This window comes from Staphylococcus sp. Mo2-1, from assembly GCF_046721385.1.
Classification (GTDB): domain Bacteria; phylum Bacillota; class Bacilli; order Staphylococcales; family Staphylococcaceae; genus Staphylococcus; species Staphylococcus equorum_A.
The window spans coordinates 1480292-1505265 of record NZ_JBEUUK010000001.1 but is presented as its reverse complement, the minus strand read 5'-3'; the positions used below and the strand labels follow the sequence as shown (position 1 = coordinate 1505265).

Sequence of the window (24974 nt, the reverse complement as noted above, 5' to 3'; positions counted from 1 at the left end):
TAATAGCATAATAAAATGACTAAATTGTTTGAAGTTGTTGGTTTGTATTGCATATGGTTTTTGGTCATTTTATTATACTCCTCTCGAATGAATGGTTTTATTTAATTGAATTGTCTAAAAATTCGATAAATTAAATTTACTACATCGGCGAGGTCATGTCAATAACTTTTTCGAATTATCTCTAAATTCACATAATTGCAAAAAAGAAAGAACTTGTTTCACTATGAAGTAAAATAGACAAAAATTTGTTAAACTATAAGAGTTATTTATATAGAACAGATAAATTGAAGTAATAGATAGTGATTAATTCGAATAAAATTGCGAATTGCTAATATAGAAAGAACTGAGTTTTTATAATGGGTTATAAGAGAAGTGTTAAAGGTATACAAGTGCTAATCGCACTTGCATAAGAGTTACTAATTCAATAAATTGAAAAGTAACACTTTACATGCATAAAAGCAACTAATCACAATAAATTGTGGGAATTTAAAAGGAACGCCTGAGCTAAAGCTCATGCATAAAAGCAACTAATCACAATAAATTGTGGGAATTTAAAAGGAACGCCTGAGCTAAAGCTCATGCATAAAAGCAACTAATCACAATAAATTGTGAAGTTGCTTTAAAAGGGAGAGGAATATGATTAAGATAAAGGATTTAGATGGAATGGCGGTTTTTGCTACAACGCTAGCGAAGTATTTATCAGCCGGCGACCTTGTATTGCTTAATGGTGATTTAGGTGCTTGGTAAAACAACATTAAGTCAATTTATTGGAAAAGCGTTAGGTGTAAAAAGAAATATTAATTCACCAACGTTCAATATTATAAAATCATATCAAGGATTAAATTTGAAGTTACATCATATGGATTGTTATAGATTAGAAGACTCTGAAGAAGATTTAGGCTTTGATGAATATTTTGAAGATGAAGCAGTTATTTTAATCGAATGGAGTCAATTTATTTCTGAGTTTTTACCACCGTCTTCTTTAACTATTAATATAACGACATTAAATGAATCGGAAAGAAATATAGAATTAGAAGCACAAGGTGGACATTATGCAAAAATAAAGGAGGAGGTTGAACGTGAACTATCTGTTGATTGATACGTCAAACCAGCCATTGTCAGTTGCTATAATGCAAGATGATAAGGTGTTAAGTGAATTGAATTCAAATGAAAAAGTAAATCATTCAGTACAGTTAATGCCGGCAATCGAACAAGTTATTGCTGAAAGTAAAGTATTGAAAGAAAATATCGATGTCATTGTAGTTGCACAGGGGCCAGGTTCATATACTGGTTTAAGAATAGGTGTAACAGTGGCAAAAACTTTAGCATATGCTTTAAATGCTGAGTTGTATGGCGTGTCCTCATTAAAGGCGCTTGCCGCAACGATTAAAGAAGATACGAGATTGATTGTACCTGTGTTTGATGCAAGAAGAGAAGCAGTTTATACAGGTGTATACCAATATGAAACGGATCAATTAGTCCAAGTTGAACAAGACCAGTATCTACCTATTGAAGAACTATTGGATTTATTGCACAAGACGGGTCAACCATACATGTTTGTAGGGATGGACACTGAGAAGTTAGAGGAACTATTAGATAGTACCTGTGTTGCGAATGTGCCACTAGCTAAAAATATGAAACCACTTATTGAAACGGCAGAGGACATTCATCAATTTAAACCAAACTATATTAAAATATCAGAGGCTGAGAGAAATTGGTTAAACCAACAGAACAAGAGTTAAATATACGATTAATGAACACAAAAGATGTGCCACAGGTATTTGATATAGAAAGAAATAGTTTTAATGACAGTAGTTGGTCGATTGATGCATTTTATCACGAGGTAGAGCAAAATGAATTTGCAAATTATTTTATTATTGAATTTAATGAGAAGATAATTGGTTATATTGGCTTATGGATAGTTATTGATCAAGCACAAATTACAACCGTCGCTATTGATAATGAATATAGGGGTTACGGTTTAGGCCAACTTTTATTAAAATATGTAATGAATTTTGTCCGAGAAAAATGTGAGATGATGAGTTTAGAAGTGCGCGTAGATAACGATGTAGCACAACACGTTTATACAAACTTAGGTTTTAAATATGGTGGTAAGCGAAAAAATTATTACGGTGAAGGCGAGGATGCATTAGTTATGTGGGTGAATTTTAATGAGTGAAGTAACATTAATATTAGCAATTGAATCGAGTTGTGATGAAACAAGTGTAAGTATTATTAAGAATGGTACAGAAATACTCAGTAATATCGTATTGAGTCAAATTGAGAGCCATAAACGTTTTGGTGGCGTAGTGCCAGAAGTAGCGAGTAGACATCATGTTGAAGGAATAACAACAACGATTGATGAATCGTTAGTTAAAGCAAATGTAACAATGCATGATATAGATGCAGTTGCTGTAACGCAAGGACCAGGATTGATTGGTGCATTATTAGTGGGAATTAATGCGGCGAAAGCCTTGGCATTTGCTTATGATAAACCTTTGATACCTGTTCATCATATTGCTGGTCACATTTATGCGAACCATTTAGAAACGCCTTTACAGTTTCCTTTAATGGCATTAATAGTCTCAGGTGGACATACAGAATTAGTATATATGAAAGATCATTTAAGCTTTGAAGTTATAGGAGAGACAAGAGATGACGCTGTGGGTGAAGCTTATGATAAAGTAGCGAGAACAATTGGACTAAGTTACCCAGGTGGTCCCCAAGTAGACCGTCTTGCGGCAGAAGGACAAGATAATTATCAATTTCCTAGAGTATGGCTTGAAAAAGATAGCTATGACTTCAGCTTTAGTGGTTTGAAAAGTGCAGTAATTAATAAATTGCATAATTTAAAACAAAAAGGTGAAGCAATTAACAAAGCAGATGTAGCAACAAGCTTTCAAAATAGTGTCGTAGAAGTTTTAGTCGGTAAAGCTATTTCAGCTTGTGAGCATTATGATGTTAAACAACTGATTGTTGCAGGCGGTGTGGCAAGTAACAAAGGGTTACGAGCAAATTTAGCAGTAGCCTGTGAATCACATAACATCAAACTTTGTATACCGAGTCCTAGTCTTTGCACAGATAATGCTGCCATGATTGGTTCAGCAGGCCATTATTTATATCAGGTCGGCGTAACTGCTGATATGACATTAAACGGTTTTAATAGTATGGATATTGAACAATTTTCAGTTAAATATTAGTTGATATTTAAAAAGATGAATTCATGACAACATATGCGCTTAATATATTTTCTAAAAATAATAACACCAACCATTGAATGATAGGATATGCTCCCTTCAAAGTTTTTACTTTTTAAGTATCTACTTGACTGGGTGCAGTTCAATTTGTCGATTGGTTGGTGTTTTTTTATTTATATTTGAAAAATAAGGGTATAGGTAATTTAGTAAAACATTAGCTAATAACAATAGAGTCTAAGGATATTTAAAAATATTATTTTTAAAGGAGGCTATTTTAATGAAATCAGTTCAATATTTTAACTTTCAAAATAGTTTAGCAGCGTTAAATTTTTATGAAAAGCACTTAGGGGCCACTGACATACAGCGTGTTGGCGGTGATCATGAAATGTTTGCAGATATGCCAGAGGAATATGATATTGATAAGAACTTTACTATGAATGCATCATTTAAAATTTTAGGTGAAACATTCTATTGTAGTGATACAATGAAAAATAAAAAAATTGATAATAGTGGTGCGATTGTGGCTTTTACTTTTGATTATTCAAATGAAGCGGACAAACAGCAAGCAGAAGCATTTTTTAATAAAGCGATAGAAGGTGGATGTGAAGCTACGATGCCATTAGCTAAGACAGAGTGGTCTGAACTATATGGTATGTTTAATGACCCATTTGGTGTGACTTGGATGATCAATGCAGAATAAATTATAAAAAGATAAGGCTGAGACATGTAATTATGTCCCAGCCTTATCTTTTTGATTAATTGGTTTTTGAGGTGAAAGAATTTGCGCGTTTATAGATTTGTTCTGGAAATTGCATAATACGTAATAACTCTATAGCATTTCTAGTATCGGCTTTACCAGGTTTTACCTTGAAGTCAAAAGCAATTTCGTTTTCTAAAATGGATTCATTGAAATGATAATTTGCATAGTTTTTCTCTAGTAAAGTAGCTAACTCTATATCGTGTGTAGCGAGCAATAAGTCTATAACCGGGTAGTTGGTTCAAGTAGCTTAATACAGATTCTGAAGCCGCAATACGTTCTGTAGTGTTGGTTCCTTTAAAAATTTCATCAATAAAGCAATATATTTTGTTGGAGGTTGTTATATCGAATAAGCGTCGTATCGATTTGACTTCAGTCATAAAATAACTATCTCCAGTTAAAATATCATCTTGATTAACCATAGAGGTATAAACTACGCCAGGTTTATAGATGAATTTCGTTGCTGTAACAGTGTTTACTGCTTGAGCTAATACTAAATTTAGAGCAATTGCTTTCATAAACGTTGATTTACCTGAAGCATTGGACCCCGTTAAAAGTATATGATTATTTATACTCATATCATTAGATACCGCTTCGTAGATAAGAGGGTGAGTTAATTCTTCAAATTCAAGGTAGTCTTCTCTATTGACTTGTGGAAGTGAGTAATGATCCAACGTCTCTTGCCAAAGTGCTACGGCATAATGATTATCTATGCTCGCAATATATTTATAACAAGACATTACTTCATCTTCATATTTTTTAAAACTGTTTTGAATTAAGTGGAAGATATGATAGTCCAGCATAAAAATTATTTTTATTAGTAAAGATATGACAAAGGCATCTTCGCTAGAATTAACACGACCTAATAAACCACTAAATCTACGAGCTATACGAAAATGGCTGAAATCGACATCAAGATTAGGTGTATCCTCAAGTTTTTGTAATGTATGTGCTTTTTTAATGACTGTAGATGTATAAAATATTGCATTTAAATCTTGATTATACGTCTTTTTTAACGAGCCACTAAGAATCATATTGAATATAACAGAAGCGATTGTTAAAGCTATACCTTCACTAGGTGAAAAGAAAGTTAGAATCATAAAAATAAGAGGTAAATATGTACATAGCATAAAAAAATTATTTCGTTTAATATGTAATAATTGATCTGGAAAAATAGGATAAATAGCTTTACCAATTTTTGCTAATTGCAGAGAAACGTAATTTCTAAATGAAATATTTGTTTTAAATTGATGAATTAAATTTTCATCTTTTACTTTATACATATTTCTTAGTGTAGCAAAAAGTCTCATCTCGCCAATTGCAGTAAAATTAAAATTCATACTATGAAATACACTTTCCATATCTAAATCAGACCAGGTTTTATCATCTAGCAATAAATTTTCATCAAATCTATTTCTATATGTGTCAAACTCATAACTATAGTTATGGTTAGGACGAATAAAGTTTTCTAGTGATTTTTGGTTAGTCCATAGATTTTGTAAATCATGCTTTAATTTTTTATTAGCAAGCAATCGTCGTAGTAATAATCAGTATTGTCGTTCCTAGAATAAAAGCAATTAGAAACCATAATAACGTAGGCATATTTTTGTACATCCTTTCACGATTTTGCTGTAAACTCGTAATAATTATGACATGGCATTCCATTTTAAACAAATACCTTTCGTTTTGAGTAATTTATAGTTTGAATGGAATGTCAATAGGGAACGTGCGTACTTATCAACAAATAGTGCATAACTTGTGGATAAGTAGTGGTTATGTTTGTGGATATAGGTTGATATCTGAAAATTGAAAACAGCTAATAGTTACTTATTACTTGTGGATAAGTAGGATAACTCTGTGGATAGCTATTATAACAGCAAAGGTAGTGTGAATAGAATGAGCATAAAAAAAGAACTAAAGTAGAAAATTTTACTTTAGCTCAATTGCACTTATAACGATTATATTAACATTTCTTGTAATTCTGCCCACTCATCCATGACTTGTTCTAATTTTTGTTCGGCTATTTCTTTTTCAATTGCTAAATCATTTGCTTTTTCTGGATTAGAATAGACATCAGGCTGTGTGAGTTGTTCGTTTATATTGTTTATTTCTTGTTCGTATATTTCAATATTTGTTTCACATTGTTCTATTTTACGTTCAACTTGACGTTGCTCTCGTTTTTGTTGTTTTTGGTCAACGTAATTATGATTTTGTGATGCACTTACTTCTGTTTTTGTAGGGTTATCCAATTCTCTTTTCGCTTGAATTGCTGCTTTTTCTTCTAATTTTTCAATGTAATACTGATAATCACCTAAATACATTGTCCCACCAGTAGTGTCCAAGTCATAAACTTTATTTGCAAGTTCGTTTATAAAATAGCGATCATGTGACACAAATAAGATTGTGCCTTTAAAATCTGACAACGCTTGTTCAAGCATCTCTTTAGAGTCTATGTCTAGATGGTTAGTTGGTTCATCTAAAATAAGCACATTATTGCGCTCTAGCATCAGTAGAGCAAGTTGAAGACGCGCTTTTTCTCCACCAGACAAGTCATTGATGATTTTTTTGACGTCATCTTGTACAAATAAGAAACGACCTAAGACAGCGCGAATATCTTTTTCATTCATTGTTGGATATTGGTCCCATAAATAATCAAGGATTGTTTTGTTTGATTTAAATTCAGCTTGTTTTTGATCGTAATAACCAACTTTTAAATTTGCACCTGTAGTAATTTCTCCACTGATCTTTTGTTGGAGACCGACGACTGTTTTGATTAAAGTAGACTTTCCAATACCATTAGGACCAATGATTGCAATATGGTCTCCTTTGGTGGCTTCGATATTAATGCCTTTTGTTATGGCTTCTTCATATCCAATTTCTAGATTTTTAATATGAAATACATCGTTTCCAGTATTTCTATCAAAATCGAATTGAATATTGGCGCTTTTAGCATCAATCATAGGTTTGTTAACTCTTTCCATTTTTTCCAACATTTTCCTTCGACTTTTTGCCATGCCCGTAGTTGAAGCACGAGCGATGTTTTTTTCTACGAATGTTTCAAGTTTTTTAATTTCAGCTTGTTGACTTTCATATTCTTGCATACGTTTTTCATAATATTTATCTCTTTGCGCTATGAATTGTCCATAGTTACCTACGTAATGTTGTACATCGCCGAGCGCAACGTCATAAATTTGATTGACAATTTTATCTAAGAAATATCTATCGTGACTAATAATAACGATAGCGCCTTTGAAATAATTAAGGTAACTTTCCAACCATTGAGTTGTTTCCATATCTAAATGGTTTGTAGGTTCATCAAGTAATAGCAAATCAGGTTCGCTAAGTAACATCTGGGCTAAAGATAACCTGGTCTTTTGACCGCCACTAAAATCATTAATAGGACGATTAAAATCCGCTTCACTAAAATTCAAACCGTGCAGTACAGTTTTAATTTTACTTTCATATTGGTAACCTTCTTGTTGTTCAAATTGATTAGATAAAGATTCATAGCGATCGATGTGTGTCTTATATGACTCAGTATCATATTCATCAGCATGTTGCGCTAACCAATCTGTCTCAAATTTCATTTCTGATTCTAATTTTTTCATACTTTCAAATGGTTTCGACATTTCATCAAAAACAGTTTGATTCGTATTTAAAGTCATTTGTTGTGTTAGATAACCAAGCTTGAGATTTTTGCTTTTTGAAACTTGACCGCTATCATATGTCTCGACGCCAGCAATGATTTTCATTAAAGTAGATTTTCCGGCACCATTACGTCCTACGATACCAATACGTTCACCAGTTTTAACTTCAAAATCTACATTATTAAAAATATCTTCTCCGTCGAATGATTTAGTTAAGTCATTGAGTTGTAATAATATCATCCAATTTGCACCTCTCTATTCATTATCATTCTACAGTATTCAACGCGTGGTTAAAACTATCATTGTTTATTTTTATTATTCAATAATGTATAATGTTGTAGTGATTATAAGATAAATCAGCAATAGATAATGAAATAGGGGGACATGATCTTGGCTAATCAAAGCGAAAAGATTCCTCGTGCCACATTGAAACGTTTACCGTTGTATTATAGATTCGTCAATACTTTGAAATCTAAAGGCATAGATAGAGTTAATTCAAAAACTATAAGTGAGGGCTTGAACATTGATTCTGCAACGATTCGTCGTGATTTTTCATATTTTGGTGAATTAGGCAAGAAAGGCTATGGCTATAATATAGATAGCTTATTACATTTTTTTAAAAATGAGATAAGTGAAAATGACGAGATAAAAATTGCAATTGTAGGTGTTGGGAATTTAGGGAAAGCATTATTAACATACAATTTCTCAATACATGATGAGATGACAATAACGGAAGCTTTTGATATACGAGATGAAATTATAGGGACGCAAATAGGGAAAGTAACAGTCAGTCCGTTTGATAAAATTACGGATATATTAGCACAAGAACATATTGATGTAGTGATTTTAACTACACCTGAAGAAGTAGCGCAAGACGTTGCTGACACTTTAGTAAAAACAGGTGTAAAAGGTATTTTAAACTTTACACCAAGTCGTGTTCTGACACCATCGGATGTTCAGGTACATCATATTGATTTAGGTATTGAATTACAATCTTTACTCTTCTTTATGAAAAATTATAGTAACAAATAAAGCGTATGAAAATAGGCTAGCTTTTTTATTTACACGAGACACACGTTAGGTGGTGAGTGTTTAAAAAAGCTAGTTTTTGTATTTAGTTATATGATTACTACCAACTACAGTTATTTTGACAATTAACACTTTATAAAATATGAGCAAACGGGCTTGATATTTAATGGAAAGTTTAATATGATAAATCATATTGATTTTATCGGGAAAGAGGTAATAATATGACGTGGTTAGTAATCAGTGGACTGATTGTTGGTGCGCTTTTAGGCTTTGTTATGCAAAGAACGCGATTTTGTTTAGTCGGTGGATTTAGAGATATGTACGTTCAAAAAAGCAATAAAATGTTTTATGCATTATTAATTGCAATTTCCGTACAAAGTATTGGGTTATTAATTTTAACATCAACAGGCTTAGTAGAAATTCCAGAATCTACGTATCCAATTATCGGAACAGTAATAGGTTCATTTATTTTTGGTATTGGTATTATTTTATCTGGAGGTTGTGCTACAGGTACGTGGTATAGAGCTGGAGAAGGTTTAATAGGAAGCTGGATGGCACTTATTGCTTATGGCTTCACTGCGGCGGCAACAAAATATGGTTTGTTGTTACCATTAATGAATGGTGTGAACAAACCAACAAATGTTAATGCAAGTATGTCACAAACGACTGGTATACCAACATGGATTTGGGTCGCGTTACTTACAATCATCACAATTCTTCTTGTTGTAAAAACGTTACGTAAACCAAAACCTAAATTTGCTATACCAAAATTAAAGCAAAAATATACAGGTATAAGACACTATTTATTCGAGAAAAAATATCACCCGTTTGTTGCAGCAATTGCTGTTGGGCTAATTGCATTACTCGCATGGCCTGTAAGTGAATCAACAGGTAGAATGTCTGGTCTTGGTATTACAACACCATCTGCAAATATAGTTCAATTCTTTGTAACTGGTGACTTGAAATTGATAGACTGGGGTGTATTCCTTGTTCTAGGTATATTCGTTGGTTCTTATATTGTCGCGAAAGGTGCTAAAGAATTCAAATGGAGAATGCCTGATAAAAAGACAATACGCAATAGCGTTATCGGTGGCGTATGTATGGGATTTGGCGCTTCTGTAGCTGGCGGTTGTTCAATAGGTAACGGTTTAGTAGAAACTGCGCCGATGTCATGGAAAGGTTGGATTGCACTTGCGTCTATGATTTTGGGAGCTTGGTTTATGAGTTACTTTATATTTATAAAACCTATGAAAAAAGCGCAACGCCAACAAGCTAGTGAAAATACGGTCTCAACACAAACTCAAACGACTTAAATATATTAGGGAGGAATTTAATTATGGTACATGAATTAGGTACGGTAGGAATGGTTTGTCCATTTCCACTAATAGAAGCACAAAAGAAAATGGAAACAATGGATAACGGTGAAGAATTGAAAATAGACTTTGACTGTACTCAGGCAACAGAGGCACTACCTAATTGGGCAGCTGAAAAAGGATATCGGATAACAAACTATGAACAATTAGATGATGCTTCTTGGACAATTACAATTCAAAAAGCTGAATAAATGAAAGATCAACCAACTTGCTATTATTAGGTTAAAACACCTAAGGTATCAGGTTGGTTTTTATTTTAAATAGTATTTAAAGCGATTGCAATATGATAGAATTAATCATATTGAGAATAGCTTATTGATGAGAGTGAGAGAATATGAAAAATATATCTGATATTGCAAAAATTGTCGGCGTATCGAAGAGTACAGTTTCAAGATATCTTAATAATGGCTCGGTAAGTTTAAAAACTAAGCAGAAGTTGGATAAAATTATTCAAGAAAATGATTACCAACCAAATCAGTTTGCACAAAGTCTACGAGCGCATAGAACCAATATGATAGGGGCAATCATACCTAGAATGAACTCTTACGCTGTAGATGAAACAATCAAAGGTGTGAAGACAGTTTGTGATGATTTGAACTATAGATTATTGCTAAATTATACAAATATCGATACAGAACTGGAAATTGATGCTCTAGAAACGTTTTATAGAAGTAAAGTCGATGGCATTATTTTAATGGCTACAGAAATTACAGATAGACATATGGAAGTGATTAATAAAATTGATGTTCCTGTTATCATTGTCGGTCAAGAACATAAGGACTTGCACAGTATCATTCATAATGATTTTCATGCAGGTTATATGGTAGGGGAGGCGCTCGGATTAAAGGGATTTAAAAGTATCCAATTTTTTGGAGTTACAGAAACTGATATAGCTGTTGGTATACATAGAAAAAAAGGCTTGATCAGTGGCTTAGCGAAATATAATGTCAAACCACATATTTCGCAAACCTCATTTAATTACAATGAAGCAATGATCGATGTATCAAAAATATTGCAAGCTCAAGCTAATTATGACGCAGTTGTGGGAGCCACAGATTCTATCGCATTAGCTGCACATAAAGTGATCTCAGAAGATGCTACGCAAAATGAGGACAAGTTTATCGTAGGCTTTGGTGGTGATCCAGTTACGGAAATTGTCTCGCCTTCAATTCATACAGTTAATTATCATTTTGAATTTGCTGGTGAAGTAGCAATGAGTAAACTCAATCAACTGATTCAACATCAATCAATAGAGCAACGTATCATTATTGATGTGAGTCTTTCATTTAAAAATTGAGTGAAGCATGATATTATATAATGAAATGTAATGGAACCGGTACCATTATGTAAAATAAAGTTTGAATATTGATAGTAGGAGGAACACAGTAATGGCTGAGTGGACAAGAGATGAACGTTATCAAAGATATGAAGACGTTGATCAGCAAACATTAGATGATTTAACACTTCAAGTTAATCAATCTAAGTATAGACAAACGTTTCATTTACAACCTAAAACAGGATTATTAAACGATCCTAACGGACTGATATATTACGATGGAACTTATTATATATCACATCAATGGTTTCCGTTAGGACCTGTTCATGGTTTGAAATATTGGTATACATATACAAGTAAAGATTTAGTACATTTTGAAGATATGGGCGCATCATTAAAGCCAGATACGAAAGATGATAGCCATGGCGTTTATAGTGGTAGTGCATTTGAATATAATAACCATATGTATTATATGTACACTGCAAATCATCGTGATGAGGATTGGAATAGAATTTCCACTCAACATATTGCAAAAGTAAATGCACAAGGTGAAGTTAAAAAGTTTCCTAAAGCCGTCATTGCTGAACCGCCATTTGGCTATACTCAGCATTTCAGAGATCCTAAAGTATTTTCAAATGATGGTATCTATTATGCTGTCATTGGAGCTCAAAATGAACAAGGTCAAGGTAGAGTGATTCAATATCGTTCAACGGATATTGTGAATTGGGAATTTCAAGGCGAAGTTCATACGAATCTAGATTCATTTGGTTATATGTGGGAATGTCCGGATTACTTTAATTTGGATGGATATGACATGTTGTTATTTTGTCCACAAGGTATTGATGAAGAAGGTGAACGCTTTAAAAATATCTATCAATCAGGGTATATTATGGGACAATACGACATTGATAATTTAACAATGAATCATGGCGACTTTTTTGAACTTGACCACGGATTTGATTTTTATGCGCCACAAACATTTATAGATGAACATGGACAGCGGGTATTAATTGGTCGGATGGGGTTGCCGGAAATTAATTATCCATCTGATGTTGACGGATGGGCACATTGTCTAACTATTCCACGTGTACTATCGATTGAAGCAGGTAATTTAAAACAACGACCTGCAAAATCCCTTGAACAATTAAGAACAAATAAAGAAACAGCACTAGGATATGCGAATAAATTCACGAGACAATTGTATCCATATGAAGGAAGACAATATGAATTGATTATCGATATTTTAGAAAACGATTCAACTGAAGTATATTTTGAAGTGCGTACGTCTAAAACACAAACAACACTGATTACTTATAATAAGAAAGAACAAAAGTTAACGTTAGATCGTAGTGAAAGTGGTTTGTTACCAGACCCAGTCGACAGTACAACAAGAACAACCTATCTGGATACGCCATTGACACAGTTACAATTATTTATAGATACATCGAGTGTCGAAATATTCTGCAACGATGGTGAACGTGTCATGACTTCTAGAATTTTTACAGATGATGAAGCTACAGGAATTAAAACATCAACAGAATCTGGTCAAGTATATTTAAAATTCACAAAATATGATTTAAAGGATGAGGAAGTATGAAACGACTACTTGCTATAGGTGAAGCGTTAATCGATTTTATACCTAATACGACAGACTCTAAATTAAAAGATGTTGAAGGGTTTTCGCGCCAAGTGGGAGGCGCACCCTGTAACGTTGCATGTACGACCACTAAATTAGGTGGCAAAGCTGAAATGATTACTCAATTAGGGAATGATGCATTTGGTGATTTAATAGTTGAAACGTTAGAAAATTTAGATGTCGGTACACAGTATTTAAAACGTACAGACGAGGCTAATACGGCATTAGCTTTTGTAAGCTTAACCAAAGACGGTGAAAGAGACTTTTCCTTTTATCGTAAACCTTCTGCTGATATGCTGTACCAAACTGAAGCAGTAGCAGGAATTGATGTAATGGAAAACGATGTGCTACATTTTTGTTCGGTGGATTTAGTAGAAAGTCCTATGAAATATGCACACAAAGCATTGATTGATAAAGTTAAAGTAGCAGGGGGAACAGTTGTATTTGATCCCAATGTTCGCTTGCCATTGTGGGATAGTGAAGATGCATGTAAAGAAGCAATACAATCATTTATTCCGTTAGCAAATATTGTTAAAATTTCTGATGAAGAATTGACGTTTGTTACAGGTCAGAGTGACGAAGCACAAGCAATTCAATGGTTATTTCAAGGTGATGTAGAAGCGGTTATTTATACTAAAGGTGCTTGCCGGAGCTATGATATATTTGAAGGACGGTACAGTTATTACGCATCAAGGGTTTAAAGTACAGCCGATTGATACGACAGGTGCCGGAGATGCTTTTATTGGAGCTTTGATTAGTAGAATCGTAACCTCGAATACAAATGATATAAATCAATTGTTGAAAAATGAAGGTCAAAGTATTTTAGAATTTAGTAATTATGTAGCGACAATGGTTACTACAAAATATGGCGCTATAGAGAGTATTCCAAATTTAAGTGAAGTAAATAAAGCGTTAACTAAACAGTAAAAAAAAGACTTAGCATAATTTGCTAAGTCTCAGAGTGTCGACAAAGTCTCCGACTTTGTTGGCACTTTTTTGTGCACGCTTTCCGCGGGCACAGCCTCAGCCTGTAGTCTTCGGCTAGTGCTTTTCCCGCAGGAGTCGGCACAAATTACTGCCATTTTTTAAACAAAAATAATATAATATATTTAAATTAAACAGTGGTGGTGTTTGTAATGTTGAATAAATCAATCGATAAAAGAGATCAATATGAAATGATTTCAATATCGGAATTAGTTCCTAGTAATCACTTATTACGTAGAGTAGATAGTATATTAGGTTTAAATTTCATTTATGAACTTGTCGAAGACAAGTATTGTCTTGATAATGGAAGACCATCAATTGATCCTGTAATTTTAGTTAAGATATTACTTATTCAAAGATTATTTGGAATAAAGTCAATGAGACAAACGATAAAAGAAATAGAAACGAACGTAGCTTACCGTTGGTATTTAGGTTATAGCTTTTTAGATAAAGTACCTCATTTCGGTACATTTAGTAAAAACTATACACGTCGTTTTCATGATACAGATTTATTTGAACAAATATTTGAAAGAATTCTTAAAATCGCAATCAAATATAATTTAATAGATCATTCATCTTTATTCATTGATTCAACACATATAAAGGCAAACGCAAATAAAAATAAATATATAACTGAATTAGTGAAAAAAGATTCTCTTCATTTCCAAGAAGAATTAGATAATGAAATTAATGAACAAAGATTATCTCAAGGAAAAAAGCCTATAAAAAAGAAAAAGAAGGAGGAATACAAAAGTAAAAAAGTAAGTACGACTGATCCAGACTCTGGTTACTATGTAAAAGGAGAACGCGAAAAACAATTTGCTTATAGCTTACATGCTTGCGTAGATAGAAACGGCTTTATCATCGATAAACACGTGACACCTGGTAATGTTCATGATAGTACACAACTCAAAACAATGATTGAAAGATTAGAAGTGAAAAATATGTTGCCCATCACATTAGCTGTTGATTCTGGATATAAAACACCTTTTAACGCGCATTACTTACTTGAAAAAACGATTATCCCAACAATGCCTTACACGAGACCTAAAGGAAAACCAGGTTATTTTAGAACTAAGGATTTCATCTACGATGAATACTATGATAATTATATTTGTCCTAACGATGAAACATTGATATTTAAACGAACAATGCCAACAGGTCACAGATTGTATGTATCCAACCCTAATAAATGCCGTCATTATCCTTTGTTAAATCAATGTACAGAGAGTAAAGATGCTATCAAACAAATAAGACGACACGTATGGCAAAATGATTTAGATATAGTTGAAGATTTGAGATTTGTTGATACTATAAAAACTCAATATAAATTGCGAAGCCAAACAATTGAAAGAAGATTTGGAGATGCAAAAGAGCAAGCATGGTATGAGATGGACACGATATAGAGGTATCAAAAAAGTTTCCATGGATACCACGCTGATTTGTGCTCGCCATGAATCTTAAGAAAATGGCAATGTGGCTCATAAAAGGGCCAGAAATGGTCTGAAAGACCACTTTTTTATTTTTAAAAATAAGTTATATTTATAAAAAATAAACCAAATGCTTTTACAGCAAATGGTTTGTCTACGTTCTGAGACTTAGCATAATTTGCTAAGTCTTTTTATTATATTTTTTTAACATTTCTTACTGAAGCAAAGCAATGTTCTTGGTTTTTGAAATATACAATGCGAGATTTTGAGTCAATAGATTCAATGTTATGTCTGTTAACAACGAAACTGTTATGACATCTAAAAAATCTGTCATCGAGCTGATTAAGTTCTTTAAGATTACCATAGAATTCAATTTGTCTATTGTCTAAGTGCGCAATCAATCGATGAGATTTAGAAGAGGACTCAAAAAACATAACATCATCATATTGGACATATACCGAATTACTTCCACGTTTTAATTCAATTGTTTCGACAGTGCGTTCTTTAGAAAGTAATTTTAACCTAGATTCTGAAGTTTCTAAACAATCAATGATTCTAGACTTTAATTCATCTGGGTCATCTTTAAAAATAAAGTCCATCGTCGCTACTTTATAAACAAAAGTAAGGTATGTAAGCTCGCTATGACTTGTAACAAAAATGATATTACCTACAGGATCGTGCTTACGAATTTCACTGGCAAGCTTGATACCGTTAATGTCAGCTTCCAATTGTATATCTAAAAAGTAACATCCTATATCACTTAAATCTTTTGAACGTTCTAAAACTTCATAAGGATCGGCAGTTGCAATTTCAATTTCCATCGGCTTCTCTTCAATCATGATGTAGTTGTTGATAATTGAAATCATATTCTCACGTTGTCTTTCATCATCTTCACATATGAATATTTTCATATCTTCACACCCTTATGAATCAGTATTTAATATTTCTACTTTTTGAATAAAATAGTTATTATCAATCGTTGTATCTAATAAAACATTAGAAGTCGTATCAGTCAATTCTTTTAATGTTGAAAGTCCGAGTCCACGATTTTTACCTTTTGTAGAGAAATTCTCTTGGAATAGGGTATGTACTCGAGGCATATCAGTATCACATTTATTCATAACTATAAACATCACTGAATCATCTTCATTTTTGATAAAAGCAATTCGAATCAGTGGGTCCTCCACTATTTTTTCAGAAGCTTCAATTGCATTATCAAGTAAAATGCCAATAACTCTACTCAAATTAATAATAGGCATTTCGATTTTTTCGATTATTTCAGGTACTTCTATGCTAATTCTAATATTTTTTTCTTGAGCTTGTAAAATTTTTGTTGTTAATAATCCTTTGATTTCACGAACCTTTAGATTTTCAATACCATTAATTTTAATGGCGTTCATTTGCATACTGTCTTGCATAGGTAAAATCTCTTCATGGAAGTATTGATCTAAACCTTTCATATCATTTTCTCTAATAAAATCCGACATCGTTGATAATATATTGACGTAGTCATGTCTGAATTTACGCATTTCATGATTAATTTTTTCTATTTGTAAAGTGTACTTATAGTAATTCTCGATTTCACGCATATTACGTTTGTACTGAATTTGACGAATAATACTAAAAGAAATCGTAACGATAAGTACAGCTATCGTAATGATTAATACGGCATACATTACGACTAAAAATTTTATATCTCCAAAAGAAAGAACACGATCAGGTAAATAAAAATAAATTAATAACAATACGGTCAATAGAAAAACACAAACAATGATTAAATAGATTTTATTTAATGATAAACCAGAAGTGGTTAATAGTTTAAAAAGAAATCTACCAAGTATTGAAAAAACAATTATTATAGAAACGAAAATTACATAGTATATTAAATTAAATATATAATTCCCTGAAATTAAATCTTGCAAGGATGTTGCTAACCAAATTGAAAGAAAGTTGGCCATATAAAGGATGAAAAAGCTAACAAGTACAGATACAACACCCATGAAGCGATTTTTAAAATACATAAAGACAACACTTGCTAACAATAAAAATAACATCGATTTTGTGTCAAAATAAAAGAATAAAATGGTTGAAGGGATTATAATCCCAATAATGGTAATATAATCCCTCAAAGTATAAGTTACATTTGTTAAAATTTTAATAATTATGAAAAGCAAAAATGCTTGAAATATTGATAACATTATTGTGTTTAAAATAGCCATACTCTACACACTCTCTAGGACAATTATTCGTATAAATCTGTAATTTCTTTAGGTACTTCCGTCTCATCAAAATATCCATAACAAGGTCTTGCCCCACCTACTGCACCTAGTACTGTGAAAAACTTCGCGATTATACTAAAAATAGATTCAAAGATATGCATAATTAAACATCCTCCTTAGGGAAAAATATAGGTAGTTGAGCGATAGCAATCAAAATAATGCCTAAAAGTACTAATTGTTGATAAGGCTCACTGAAAAACATTGATATTACTACTAATAATAAAGTTACAATGACTGTCTTTATTTTTTTACCTTTTACTAATCGTTGTGGTATAGGCTGCTTTTTCGTAGCAAGCAGGTGCGTATATCATTAATATAATGAAACCAATTATTGCTAATGGATACATAATTAATGAAGACACTCCAATATACCCGATTAGCCAAGGTAGTAAAACAAATAAAGATAAATTCTGCACATGACATGCAAAAGAAGATTTTGCATGTGCACCGTGTGCATATTGCCTAATTAAAAAGTACGATAAATGGACAGTTAGTGTGTAAAAAAAGAGTTGGAAAAGGATTGAAACGCCATAAGTTATAATTGTTTTAGTTATATTGCCTACAAATACTTGCATACCTAAACGCATCTTTAAATAATCAATATGTTCTAAGTTGTTACGTTGTTGTAGATATTTAGCAAAACGGTCAATTTTGCTATCTATAGACTTTAACATTGGGCTTCTCTCCTCAGACGTATTATACAATTTTAATTAAGTTTTATGCGTCTTATTGCTTAACTGTATATTTTGTGTTCCTAACTGTTGCTAATCTTTATCTCTTTAATTTTAACATAAAAAAGTGAACATTTAGGAATGAAATATGACGAGTTAGGGATTTTTTAACGAATAAGCTCAAAATCATGGTTAAATGTACTTGTATCACAAAGAAGTGATAGCATTTTACAAATCATTTAATCAATTTTTGTTTGAATTTTGATTTGAATGATGAAGTTAATTAAGCTTTTGAGCAGGAGCTTAATTGACACGCTGATATTGTAACTGTACTTTCTTCGTATAGTTGTTATAGTTACAAAAATTAGTTATCGTTTTTCAATTTTAATACAAACAAGAGGAGGCTGATGTAGTGACAAAAGATATCTCAGCAGCAATTAGTGATTTCGTAAAATAGTACTTACTGAGTACACAACGCGCTTATTAATTTAAGCATTCCCAATTTAGATTTGCAGAACCTTCCCAGTCTCGAATCTAATATTATTTTAACATTGTCTATAACAGAGACAATTTAAAGTATTAACATGTAAGCTATCGTAAACATCATTCAATTTATCATTAAAATCGGTAAATTCACTAATTTTTTTCATAATTAATAACATCCCCAAAAATAGATAGAGAAATAACTGTAAAAACATTCCCTTAATAATAAGTTACAAAAACCGTGAGCCCCTCCCAAGCTCACGGTTTTTATTATGAAATCATTTATATAGATGTGGTCTTAAATTTTTGAATACTGGAATAGTATTGCGTTGATTCGTTACTTCATCTAAATCAATGTCACAAGTTAAATGATCTGGTTTTTCTTTTAATTCTGCTATAACTTCACCATTAGGGTTAATCACGATAGAATGACCTGCATATTCAGTCTTGCCATCATCTCCACAAGCATTACAACCAACTACAAATATATCATTTTCAATGGCACGCGCTTTTAAGAGGGCAGTCCAATGATTCAATCTTACCGCTGGCCATTGTGCAACATAAAAAGCGATTTGTGCATCTTTACGCGCTGGATAGCGAAGTAATTCAGGAAAGCGTAAATCGTAACAAGTAATATGTGCAACTTTAGCTCCATCTGATAGAGTGAAGGGTTCTGGAACTGCATTACCGGGTGTTAAAAATGAAGGTTCATCCAACATCGGCACAAGATGTACCTTGTCATAACTGTTTATTAAATAACCATTTTTTGAAACGGCAAAAGCAGTATTGTAGATGTTATCTTTCATACTATTTGAAACAGAACCTGCAATTACATCAACTTTATATTGGATTGCTAATTTTGATATAAACTCAAAACTTCTTGATAATTGATTATCAGCAAGTTCTTTTAGTTGAGGTAGGGCATAACCGTTGTTCCACATTTCCGGTAAAACTACGATATCTGTCTCTGCTGTCACATACTCGGCAAACCAATTCGTAATTATTTCTTCATTTAATGCAACATTCGCTGGTTCCACTTTAAATTGAAAGATTTCTATATTCATCTCGATCGCCCCTTAAATTGTTGTTAGCATAAATATACTAGATATATTCAGAAAATTCAAAATTGCGGGCAGTTTTCAATGAAGTTACAAAATGCGTACGTGAGAAGTGTGCATACTCAAAATCGAAATATTTAAATAAAAAAACCAATTCATTTTATGAACTGACCCCAAATTGTGGGAATAAAATAAAAACACTTTCGTTGAATTCATACTAAAATGAATTTATACGGAGGTGTTTTTCTATGAAAAGAGTTACTTATTCACTAGAAACCAAAAATAAAGCTATTGAAATGAAAATTGAGGGATATAGTGCAAAAGAAATTATGAATACATTAAACATTAGAAATAGATCACAAGTGAAAACTTGGTGGAAATGGTACCAAAATGGTGAACATTATAGATTTCATCAACAAGTTGGAAAACAATATTCCTACGGAAAGGGATTAGAAGAACTTTCAGAAATTGAACAATTAAAAATAGAAAATAAAAGAAAAAACGCAGAATTAGAAATTTTAAAAAAGTACAAGGAATTGGAAAGGGAGTGTCGCCCAAAATAATAATACAAGTGGTTGAAGCATTAGAATCAAAATATACAGTTTAAATGATATTAGAGGTATTTAACATACCCAAATCTACCTATTATCGCCGGAAATGTAAAAAACATGAAACAAATTCGGAATTAGAAGCAATTAAATCGATTTGTCATAAGCACAAATATACCTATGGTTATAGGAAAGTGACTGCTGAATTAAATAAATTTAGTAAGGAAAAAATTAATCACAAGAAAGTGCAAAGGCTTATGCAAGAAAACGAATTGAATTGTAGGGTTAAACCTAAAAAATCTAAAAAACCAGGTAATCCATTTTATAAAATAGGCAATTTGTTACAGAGGAATTTTAATGCAAATCGTCCATTAGAAGTACTTGTAACAGATATTACTTATTTACCTTTCGGTAATACAATGTTGTATCTATCGTCAATTATGGATGTCTATAACGGGGAAATAGTTGCTTATACTATAGATAATCATCAGAATCAAAATTTAGTAAACGAGACTTTGAACCAATTAGAAATTCCAGATAGTTGTATACTTCATAGCGATCAAGGAAGTGTTTACACATCGTATGAATATTATAAATTATGCGAAGAAAAAAGCATTACCAGAAGCATGTCCCGTAAGGGAACGCCAGCTGATAATGCCCCGATTGAATGTTTCCATTCCTCGCTAAAGTGTGAAACATTCTACTTAAACAAAGAGCTCAAGAGCTCTAATAACATTGTAATAGATATTGTCGAAAATTACATTGAAAACTATAATAAAGTTAGAATTCAACAAAAACTAGGCTACTTATCTCCTATAGAGTTCAGGAAATTAGCATCCTAGAAAATAGTGTTTTTATTAAGTTCCCATTTTAAGGGTTCAGTGCCGTTCAGTGCCTTAAACGAATTGGTTTTTATAAATTGGAAAGGGTTGATACCCTAAGCGCATGTATTATTGTTAATGTTTAAAAAATCCAACAAACTATTTTCTTACTAAGAAGCGTTTGCTTACATCATGAAATTCTTTTTCTCCGGCTTCATCACGCACGTTACCAAAAGGCATTTGAGCTACAAGATTCCAAGTAGCAGGAATATCGAACGCTTCAGTTACTGCTACGTCTACAAGTGGATTATAATGTTGTAATGATGCGCCAATACCTTTAGTACCTAATGCAGTCCAAATTGCAAATTGGTGCATTGCATTTGTTTGGTTTGACCAAATGGCAAAGTTCTCAGCATAGTTAGGCATTTGATTTTGCAATCCTTCGACAACTTCTTGATCTTCAAAGTATAGGATTGTACCATATGAATGTTTGAAGTTATCAATTTTGTCTGAAGTTGCTTGGAATTCACGATCAGGACCCATTGATTTTTTTAATTCTTCTTTTGTTATATCCCAAAATTTATTATGATTATCGCTTAATAACAATACAATACGAGTTGATTGAGCATTAAATGAAGATGGAACATGTTTAATTGCATGTTCAATGATACCTTCTACCTCTTTATCAGATATTGAAATTTCTTTTTCTAAACTATATATTGTACGTCTTGATTCTACTGCATTTTGAAATACATCAAGTGTATCTTCTTTTTTACTAAAAAGTCCCATTCGGAAAACTCCTTCACATTAATTTATTTTATATATCTAGTATAATAATTATACCTTTATTTGTAAATAGCTTTTTACAATTAATTTCAAATAGATTAATTTCTTCTTTCAAAAGCCTGATTTTAATGAAAAATAGTACGATTTCTAATATACTGATAAGGAATATAAGAAAATTTATTTGGAGGTGAGATTATGAAAAATTATATTTCACATAAATTTATTGTATCTAGCTTTGCAATTGCACTAAGTGCTACATTAATTTCTAAACCGACACAAGGGGCAGAGACAGGACTAGATGAATACAATAAGAATACGACTATGAATAATACTGATTTAGACCATAAGCGTATCAATGCATCAGATATAGATGGGAATGTGCAAAATAGCACTAAGCCAGTAAATAATTCAGGTGAGAATGAAATACCTTCAAATTCTGATCAAACTGATAATAAAACCAGTAGTGATGCTATAACGACTTCATCATCCGAACAACCAAATAGCAATGATTCAGACAATAGTGATTCAGACACTACTACTAATCCAGATAAGTCAGAGGAAGACAATCAATCATCAGATTCAAACAATACAGGAGATAGTGACAACGGAACTGAAGAGAAGCCATCATCGGAACAACCAAATGATAGTAACTCTAACAATAGTGATTCAGACGATGCTACTGAGCCAGATAAGTCAGAGGAAGACAATCAATCATCAGATTCAAACAATACAGGAGATAGTGACAACGGAACTGAAGAGAAGCCATCATCGGAACAACCAAATGATAGTAACTCTAACAATAGTGATTCAGACGATGCTACTGAGCCAGATAAGTCAGAGGAAGATGATCAATCATCGGGTTCAAACAATACAGGGGATAGTGACAACGATTCAGGAGAGAAACCTAAACCAGAACAGCCGAGTGAGGACGGAGACGATAATTCAACAGAACCATCAAACCCTGATAACCCACAAGGTGGCGGAGATGACTCAGAAGAGAAGCCTAAACCAGAACAGCCAAGTGAGGACGGAGACGATAATTCAACAGAACCGACAAACCCGAATAACCCACAAGGTGGCGGAGATGACTCAGAAGAGAAGCCAAAACCTGAACATCCAGGAGAAAGTGGCGAAGATAATTCAACAGAACCATCAAACCCTGATAACCCACAAGGTGGTGGAGATGACTCAGAAGAAACACCTAAACCAGAACAACCAAGTGAAGGTGGAGACGATAATTCAACAGAACCGTCAAATCCTGATAAACCACAAAATGATGGGGGAAGTTCAACAGAAACACCTAAACCAGAACAACCGAGTGAAGGCGGAGGAGATAACAATACCACAGAACCCCCGAAGCCTAATAAACCACTGCGCCCCAACATATCATCTGGATCAAATCATTATAACCAGGGTAGTAAAAATAATACATCAGACAGTTCAGTGAATCATTCAAACTCAGGAAGTTCTCAAAATGAACACACATCTTCAAACTTATATAATGGTAAGAATCAAAATGCAAATAAGCAATATGCACAATCAAATGAAAATATAGCAGGCAGTAACAATAATGTTGTGACTTATGGAGATTTGAGAACAGAGAAAAAAAGTCAAAATTCAAATCAAGGTGACAGCAGATTAGTTAATAGATTTAATCAAATGTCTCCAGGTTCTTTTAAATATAATCCTTTTATTTTGAACCAAGTTAAACAGCTTAATAATAATGTTGATAGTGTATCTGACAAAGATATTACTTCTATTGTAAGACGTCAAAGTTTTTCAGATAATGCGTTTTTAAATGAGTTACAAAAGGGAACAAATTATTTTAAATTTCAATATTTTAATCCATTAAAATCAAGAGATTACTATAAAAATTTAGATAAACAAGTTTTGGCATTGATTACTGGAGAAATAGGTTCTATGCCTGACTTAAAAACGCCAGAAAACAAAAGTGCCGCATCTGGTAAATACGAATATCATTCAAGTAGTGATGAAGAATCGACGCGTACAAACGACAAGAAATCGAAAGACACAATTGATATTAAATTCGAACGGACATTGTTTGCTTTAATCACTGCAATAACGATAATATTTATAGGTGTAGTGGTAGGATATTTCGTTTATCGCAGAAACAAAAACGAAAATGAATAGCTTTTGACATTTAACGTGTCATAGACAAATAAAAAATGGAAGGACTCATGTAATAAACATTGAGTTCTTCCATTTATTTTATATAACTTAAAATTTAATTAAAACATAAAATTAAATATAAATGATGCAGATTCTTGTAGTTCTTTTATTTTTTCAGGACCAAAGTAAATTTGTACAATAGCGACAAAGCCATTTTGCATTATGTGTACTAAGATAGGTACCCATATACGTTTTGTATATACATACAATGCTGAGAAAATAAAGCCCATACCAAAATAGATGATAAAGAATGATGGATCTGCATGTGCGACACTAAAGATAATTGAACTTACAATTCCGGCAATGAGAAATTTAAAAGTTTTATTACCTTTTAATATGTTGTATAACTCACCAAATATTACTTTTCTAAATACGAATTCTTCTAGTATAGGTCCTACAACTGAAATTAATATGATAAACATCGGGATTTCTTGTGCTATTTTCATCAATCTTTCCGTATTAGGGCTAGATTGAGGTGCGCCGAATACATACATATTTATCATTCCCGCAATGACTTGATAAATCATAACAATCATATAACCTACGATTGCCCAAAGGATAACATATCTTTTCTTTTCTTTAGGTTGTAACTCTAGTTGTGTAGGATTGGCAATGAAAAAGTTTATTAGTATGATTAGGAAAGCAACTATAATAAACAAAATTACCTGTGAATAAATATTAGCAAAGAGGATTTCTTTGCCACTTAAATTGTTAAATAAGCCAGCCATTTGTAAGAAAATCGGACCAAACTGTGCAAGGCCATAAATAACTAATGTCAAAATGGACACCCATATACGAGACATAATGAA

General features: G+C 32.4%; 17 protein-coding genes and 6 pseudogenes. 14 read left to right on the top strand and 9 right to left on the bottom strand.

Annotated features, from left to right (window positions below):
- Positions 1-636: 636 nt before the first annotated feature.
- The 5 genes and pseudogenes from tsaE (at position 637) to ABLV95_RS07660 (ending at position 3897) form a co-directional block, all read left to right on the top strand.
- Positions 637-1099: pseudogene (tsaE, locus tag ABLV95_RS07680) on the top strand (tRNA (adenosine(37)-N6)-threonylcarbamoyltransferase complex ATPase subunit type 1 TsaE).
- The gene (gene tsaB, locus ABLV95_RS07675) at positions 1080-1742 is read left to right on the top strand and encodes a tRNA (adenosine(37)-N6)-threonylcarbamoyltransferase complex dimerization subunit type 1 TsaB (protein ID WP_427706888.1); all 663 of its coding nucleotides are present in this window, start codon (positions 1080-1082) and stop codon (positions 1740-1742) included. Before tsaE ends, tsaB begins: the two are co-directional and overlap by 20 nt.
- Complete coding sequence (rimI, locus tag ABLV95_RS07670) at positions 1715-2179, top strand: ribosomal protein S18-alanine N-acetyltransferase (RefSeq protein ID WP_427706890.1); 465 nt, start codon at positions 1715-1717, stop codon at positions 2177-2179. Before tsaB ends, rimI begins: the two co-directional genes overlap by 28 nt.
- Positions 2172-3200: a tRNA (adenosine(37)-N6)-threonylcarbamoyltransferase complex transferase subunit TsaD gene (gene tsaD, locus ABLV95_RS07665; protein WP_460872790.1), complete on the top strand. Its 1029-nt coding sequence runs from the start codon at positions 2172-2174 to the stop codon at positions 3198-3200. The genes rimI and tsaD overlap by 8 nt, the downstream gene beginning before the upstream one ends.
- A gap of 274 nt (positions 3201-3474) precedes the next feature.
- A complete protein-coding gene (locus ABLV95_RS07660) occupies positions 3475-3897 on the top strand; it encodes a VOC family protein (RefSeq protein ID WP_427706894.1) in 423 nt (140 codons plus the stop codon).
- A gap of 55 nt (positions 3898-3952) precedes the next feature.
- Here the strand turns inward: ABLV95_RS07660 and ABLV95_RS07655 are convergent.
- Positions 3953-5556, bottom strand: a pseudogene (locus tag ABLV95_RS07655) (MutS-related protein).
- Positions 5557-5912: 356 nt separating this feature from the next.
- On the bottom strand, positions 5913-7841 hold the full coding sequence (locus ABLV95_RS07650; RefSeq protein ID WP_460875283.1) for an ABC-F family ATP-binding cassette domain-containing protein: 1929 nt from the start codon (positions 7839-7841) through the stop codon (positions 5913-5915).
- A gap of 144 nt (positions 7842-7985) precedes the next feature.
- Between ABLV95_RS07650 and ABLV95_RS07645 the strand changes: the two genes are divergently transcribed.
- From ABLV95_RS07645 to ABLV95_RS07615, 7 genes and pseudogenes are all read left to right on the top strand, one after another.
- Positions 7986-8633 carry a redox-sensing transcriptional repressor Rex gene (locus tag ABLV95_RS07645; RefSeq protein ID WP_460875281.1) on the top strand — a complete coding sequence of 216 codons (648 nt, stop codon included), beginning with the start codon at positions 7986-7988 and terminating at the stop codon, positions 8631-8633.
- A 218-nt stretch (positions 8634-8851) separates the two neighbouring features.
- Positions 8852-9943, top strand: a complete 1092-nt coding sequence (locus tag ABLV95_RS07640) for a YeeE/YedE family protein (RefSeq protein WP_460875279.1) — start codon at positions 8852-8854, stop codon at positions 9941-9943.
- Positions 9944-9966: 23 nt separating this feature from the next.
- Positions 9967-10194: a sulfurtransferase TusA family protein gene (locus ABLV95_RS07635; protein ID WP_427706899.1), complete on the top strand. Its 228-nt coding sequence runs from the start codon at positions 9967-9969 to the stop codon at positions 10192-10194.
- 143 nt (positions 10195-10337) lie between these two features.
- A complete protein-coding gene (locus ABLV95_RS07630) occupies positions 10338-11300 on the top strand; it encodes a LacI family DNA-binding transcriptional regulator (protein WP_460875278.1) in 963 nt (320 codons plus the stop codon).
- A 91-nt stretch (positions 11301-11391) separates the two neighbouring features.
- Positions 11392-12876 (top strand): sucrose-6-phosphate hydrolase, encoded by a 1485-nt coding sequence (locus tag ABLV95_RS07625; protein ID WP_460875276.1) that lies wholly within the window; start codon positions 11392-11394, stop codon positions 12874-12876.
- Positions 12873-13842, top strand: a pseudogene (locus ABLV95_RS07620) (carbohydrate kinase family protein). Before ABLV95_RS07625 ends, ABLV95_RS07620 begins: the two are co-directional and overlap by 4 nt.
- Positions 13843-14051: 209 nt before the next feature.
- A pseudogene (locus ABLV95_RS07615) lies at positions 14052-15406 on the top strand (IS1182 family transposase).
- Between the two features lie 117 nt (positions 15407-15523).
- Here the strand turns inward: ABLV95_RS07615 and agrA are convergent.
- The 5 genes and pseudogenes from agrA to ABLV95_RS07590 all read right to left on the bottom strand — a co-directional run bounded on the left by agrA (position 15524) and on the right by ABLV95_RS07590 (position 19826).
- Complete coding sequence (gene agrA / locus ABLV95_RS07610) at positions 15524-16240, bottom strand: quorum-sensing response regulator AgrA (protein WP_460875274.1); 717 nt, start codon at positions 16238-16240, stop codon at positions 15524-15526.
- Between the two features lie 12 nt (positions 16241-16252).
- The gene (agrC, locus tag ABLV95_RS07605; protein WP_427706908.1) at positions 16253-17548 is read right to left on the bottom strand and encodes a quorum-sensing sensor histidine kinase AgrC; all 1296 of its coding nucleotides are present in this window, start codon (positions 17546-17548) and stop codon (positions 16253-16255) included.
- A gap of 23 nt (positions 17549-17571) precedes the next feature.
- Positions 17572-17709, bottom strand: a complete 138-nt coding sequence (gene agrD, locus ABLV95_RS07600) for a cyclic lactone autoinducer peptide AgrD (protein ID WP_460875271.1) — start codon at positions 17707-17709, stop codon at positions 17572-17574.
- Positions 17710-17711: 2 nt separating this feature from the next.
- Positions 17712-18282: pseudogene (locus ABLV95_RS07595) on the bottom strand (accessory gene regulator AgrB).
- Positions 18283-19040: 758 nt separating this feature from the next.
- Positions 19041-19826: a carbon-nitrogen family hydrolase gene (locus ABLV95_RS07590; protein WP_427706914.1), complete on the bottom strand. Its 786-nt coding sequence runs from the start codon at positions 19824-19826 to the stop codon at positions 19041-19043.
- 242 nt (positions 19827-20068) lie between these two features.
- Here ABLV95_RS07590 and ABLV95_RS07585 point away from each other — a divergent pair.
- Positions 20069-21210, top strand: a pseudogene (locus tag ABLV95_RS07585) (IS3 family transposase).
- A 138-nt stretch (positions 21211-21348) separates the two neighbouring features.
- Here ABLV95_RS07585 and ABLV95_RS07580 read toward each other — a convergent pair.
- Positions 21349-21978, bottom strand: a complete 630-nt coding sequence (locus ABLV95_RS07580) for a nitroreductase family protein (protein WP_046466289.1) — start codon at positions 21976-21978, stop codon at positions 21349-21351.
- Between the two features lie 192 nt (positions 21979-22170).
- Here ABLV95_RS07580 and ABLV95_RS07575 point away from each other — a divergent pair, with 192 nt between their 5' ends.
- Positions 22171-24126, top strand: a complete 1956-nt coding sequence (locus tag ABLV95_RS07575) for an SdrH family protein (protein WP_427706916.1) — start codon at positions 22171-22173, stop codon at positions 24124-24126.
- Between the two features lie 98 nt (positions 24127-24224).
- Here ABLV95_RS07575 and mroQ read toward each other — a convergent pair whose 3' ends face one another.
- On the bottom strand, positions 24225-24968 hold the full coding sequence (gene mroQ, locus ABLV95_RS07570; RefSeq protein WP_460875269.1) for an intramembrane glutamic endopeptidase MroQ: 744 nt from the start codon (positions 24966-24968) through the stop codon (positions 24225-24227).
- Between the last annotated feature and the right edge of the window lie 6 nt (positions 24969-24974).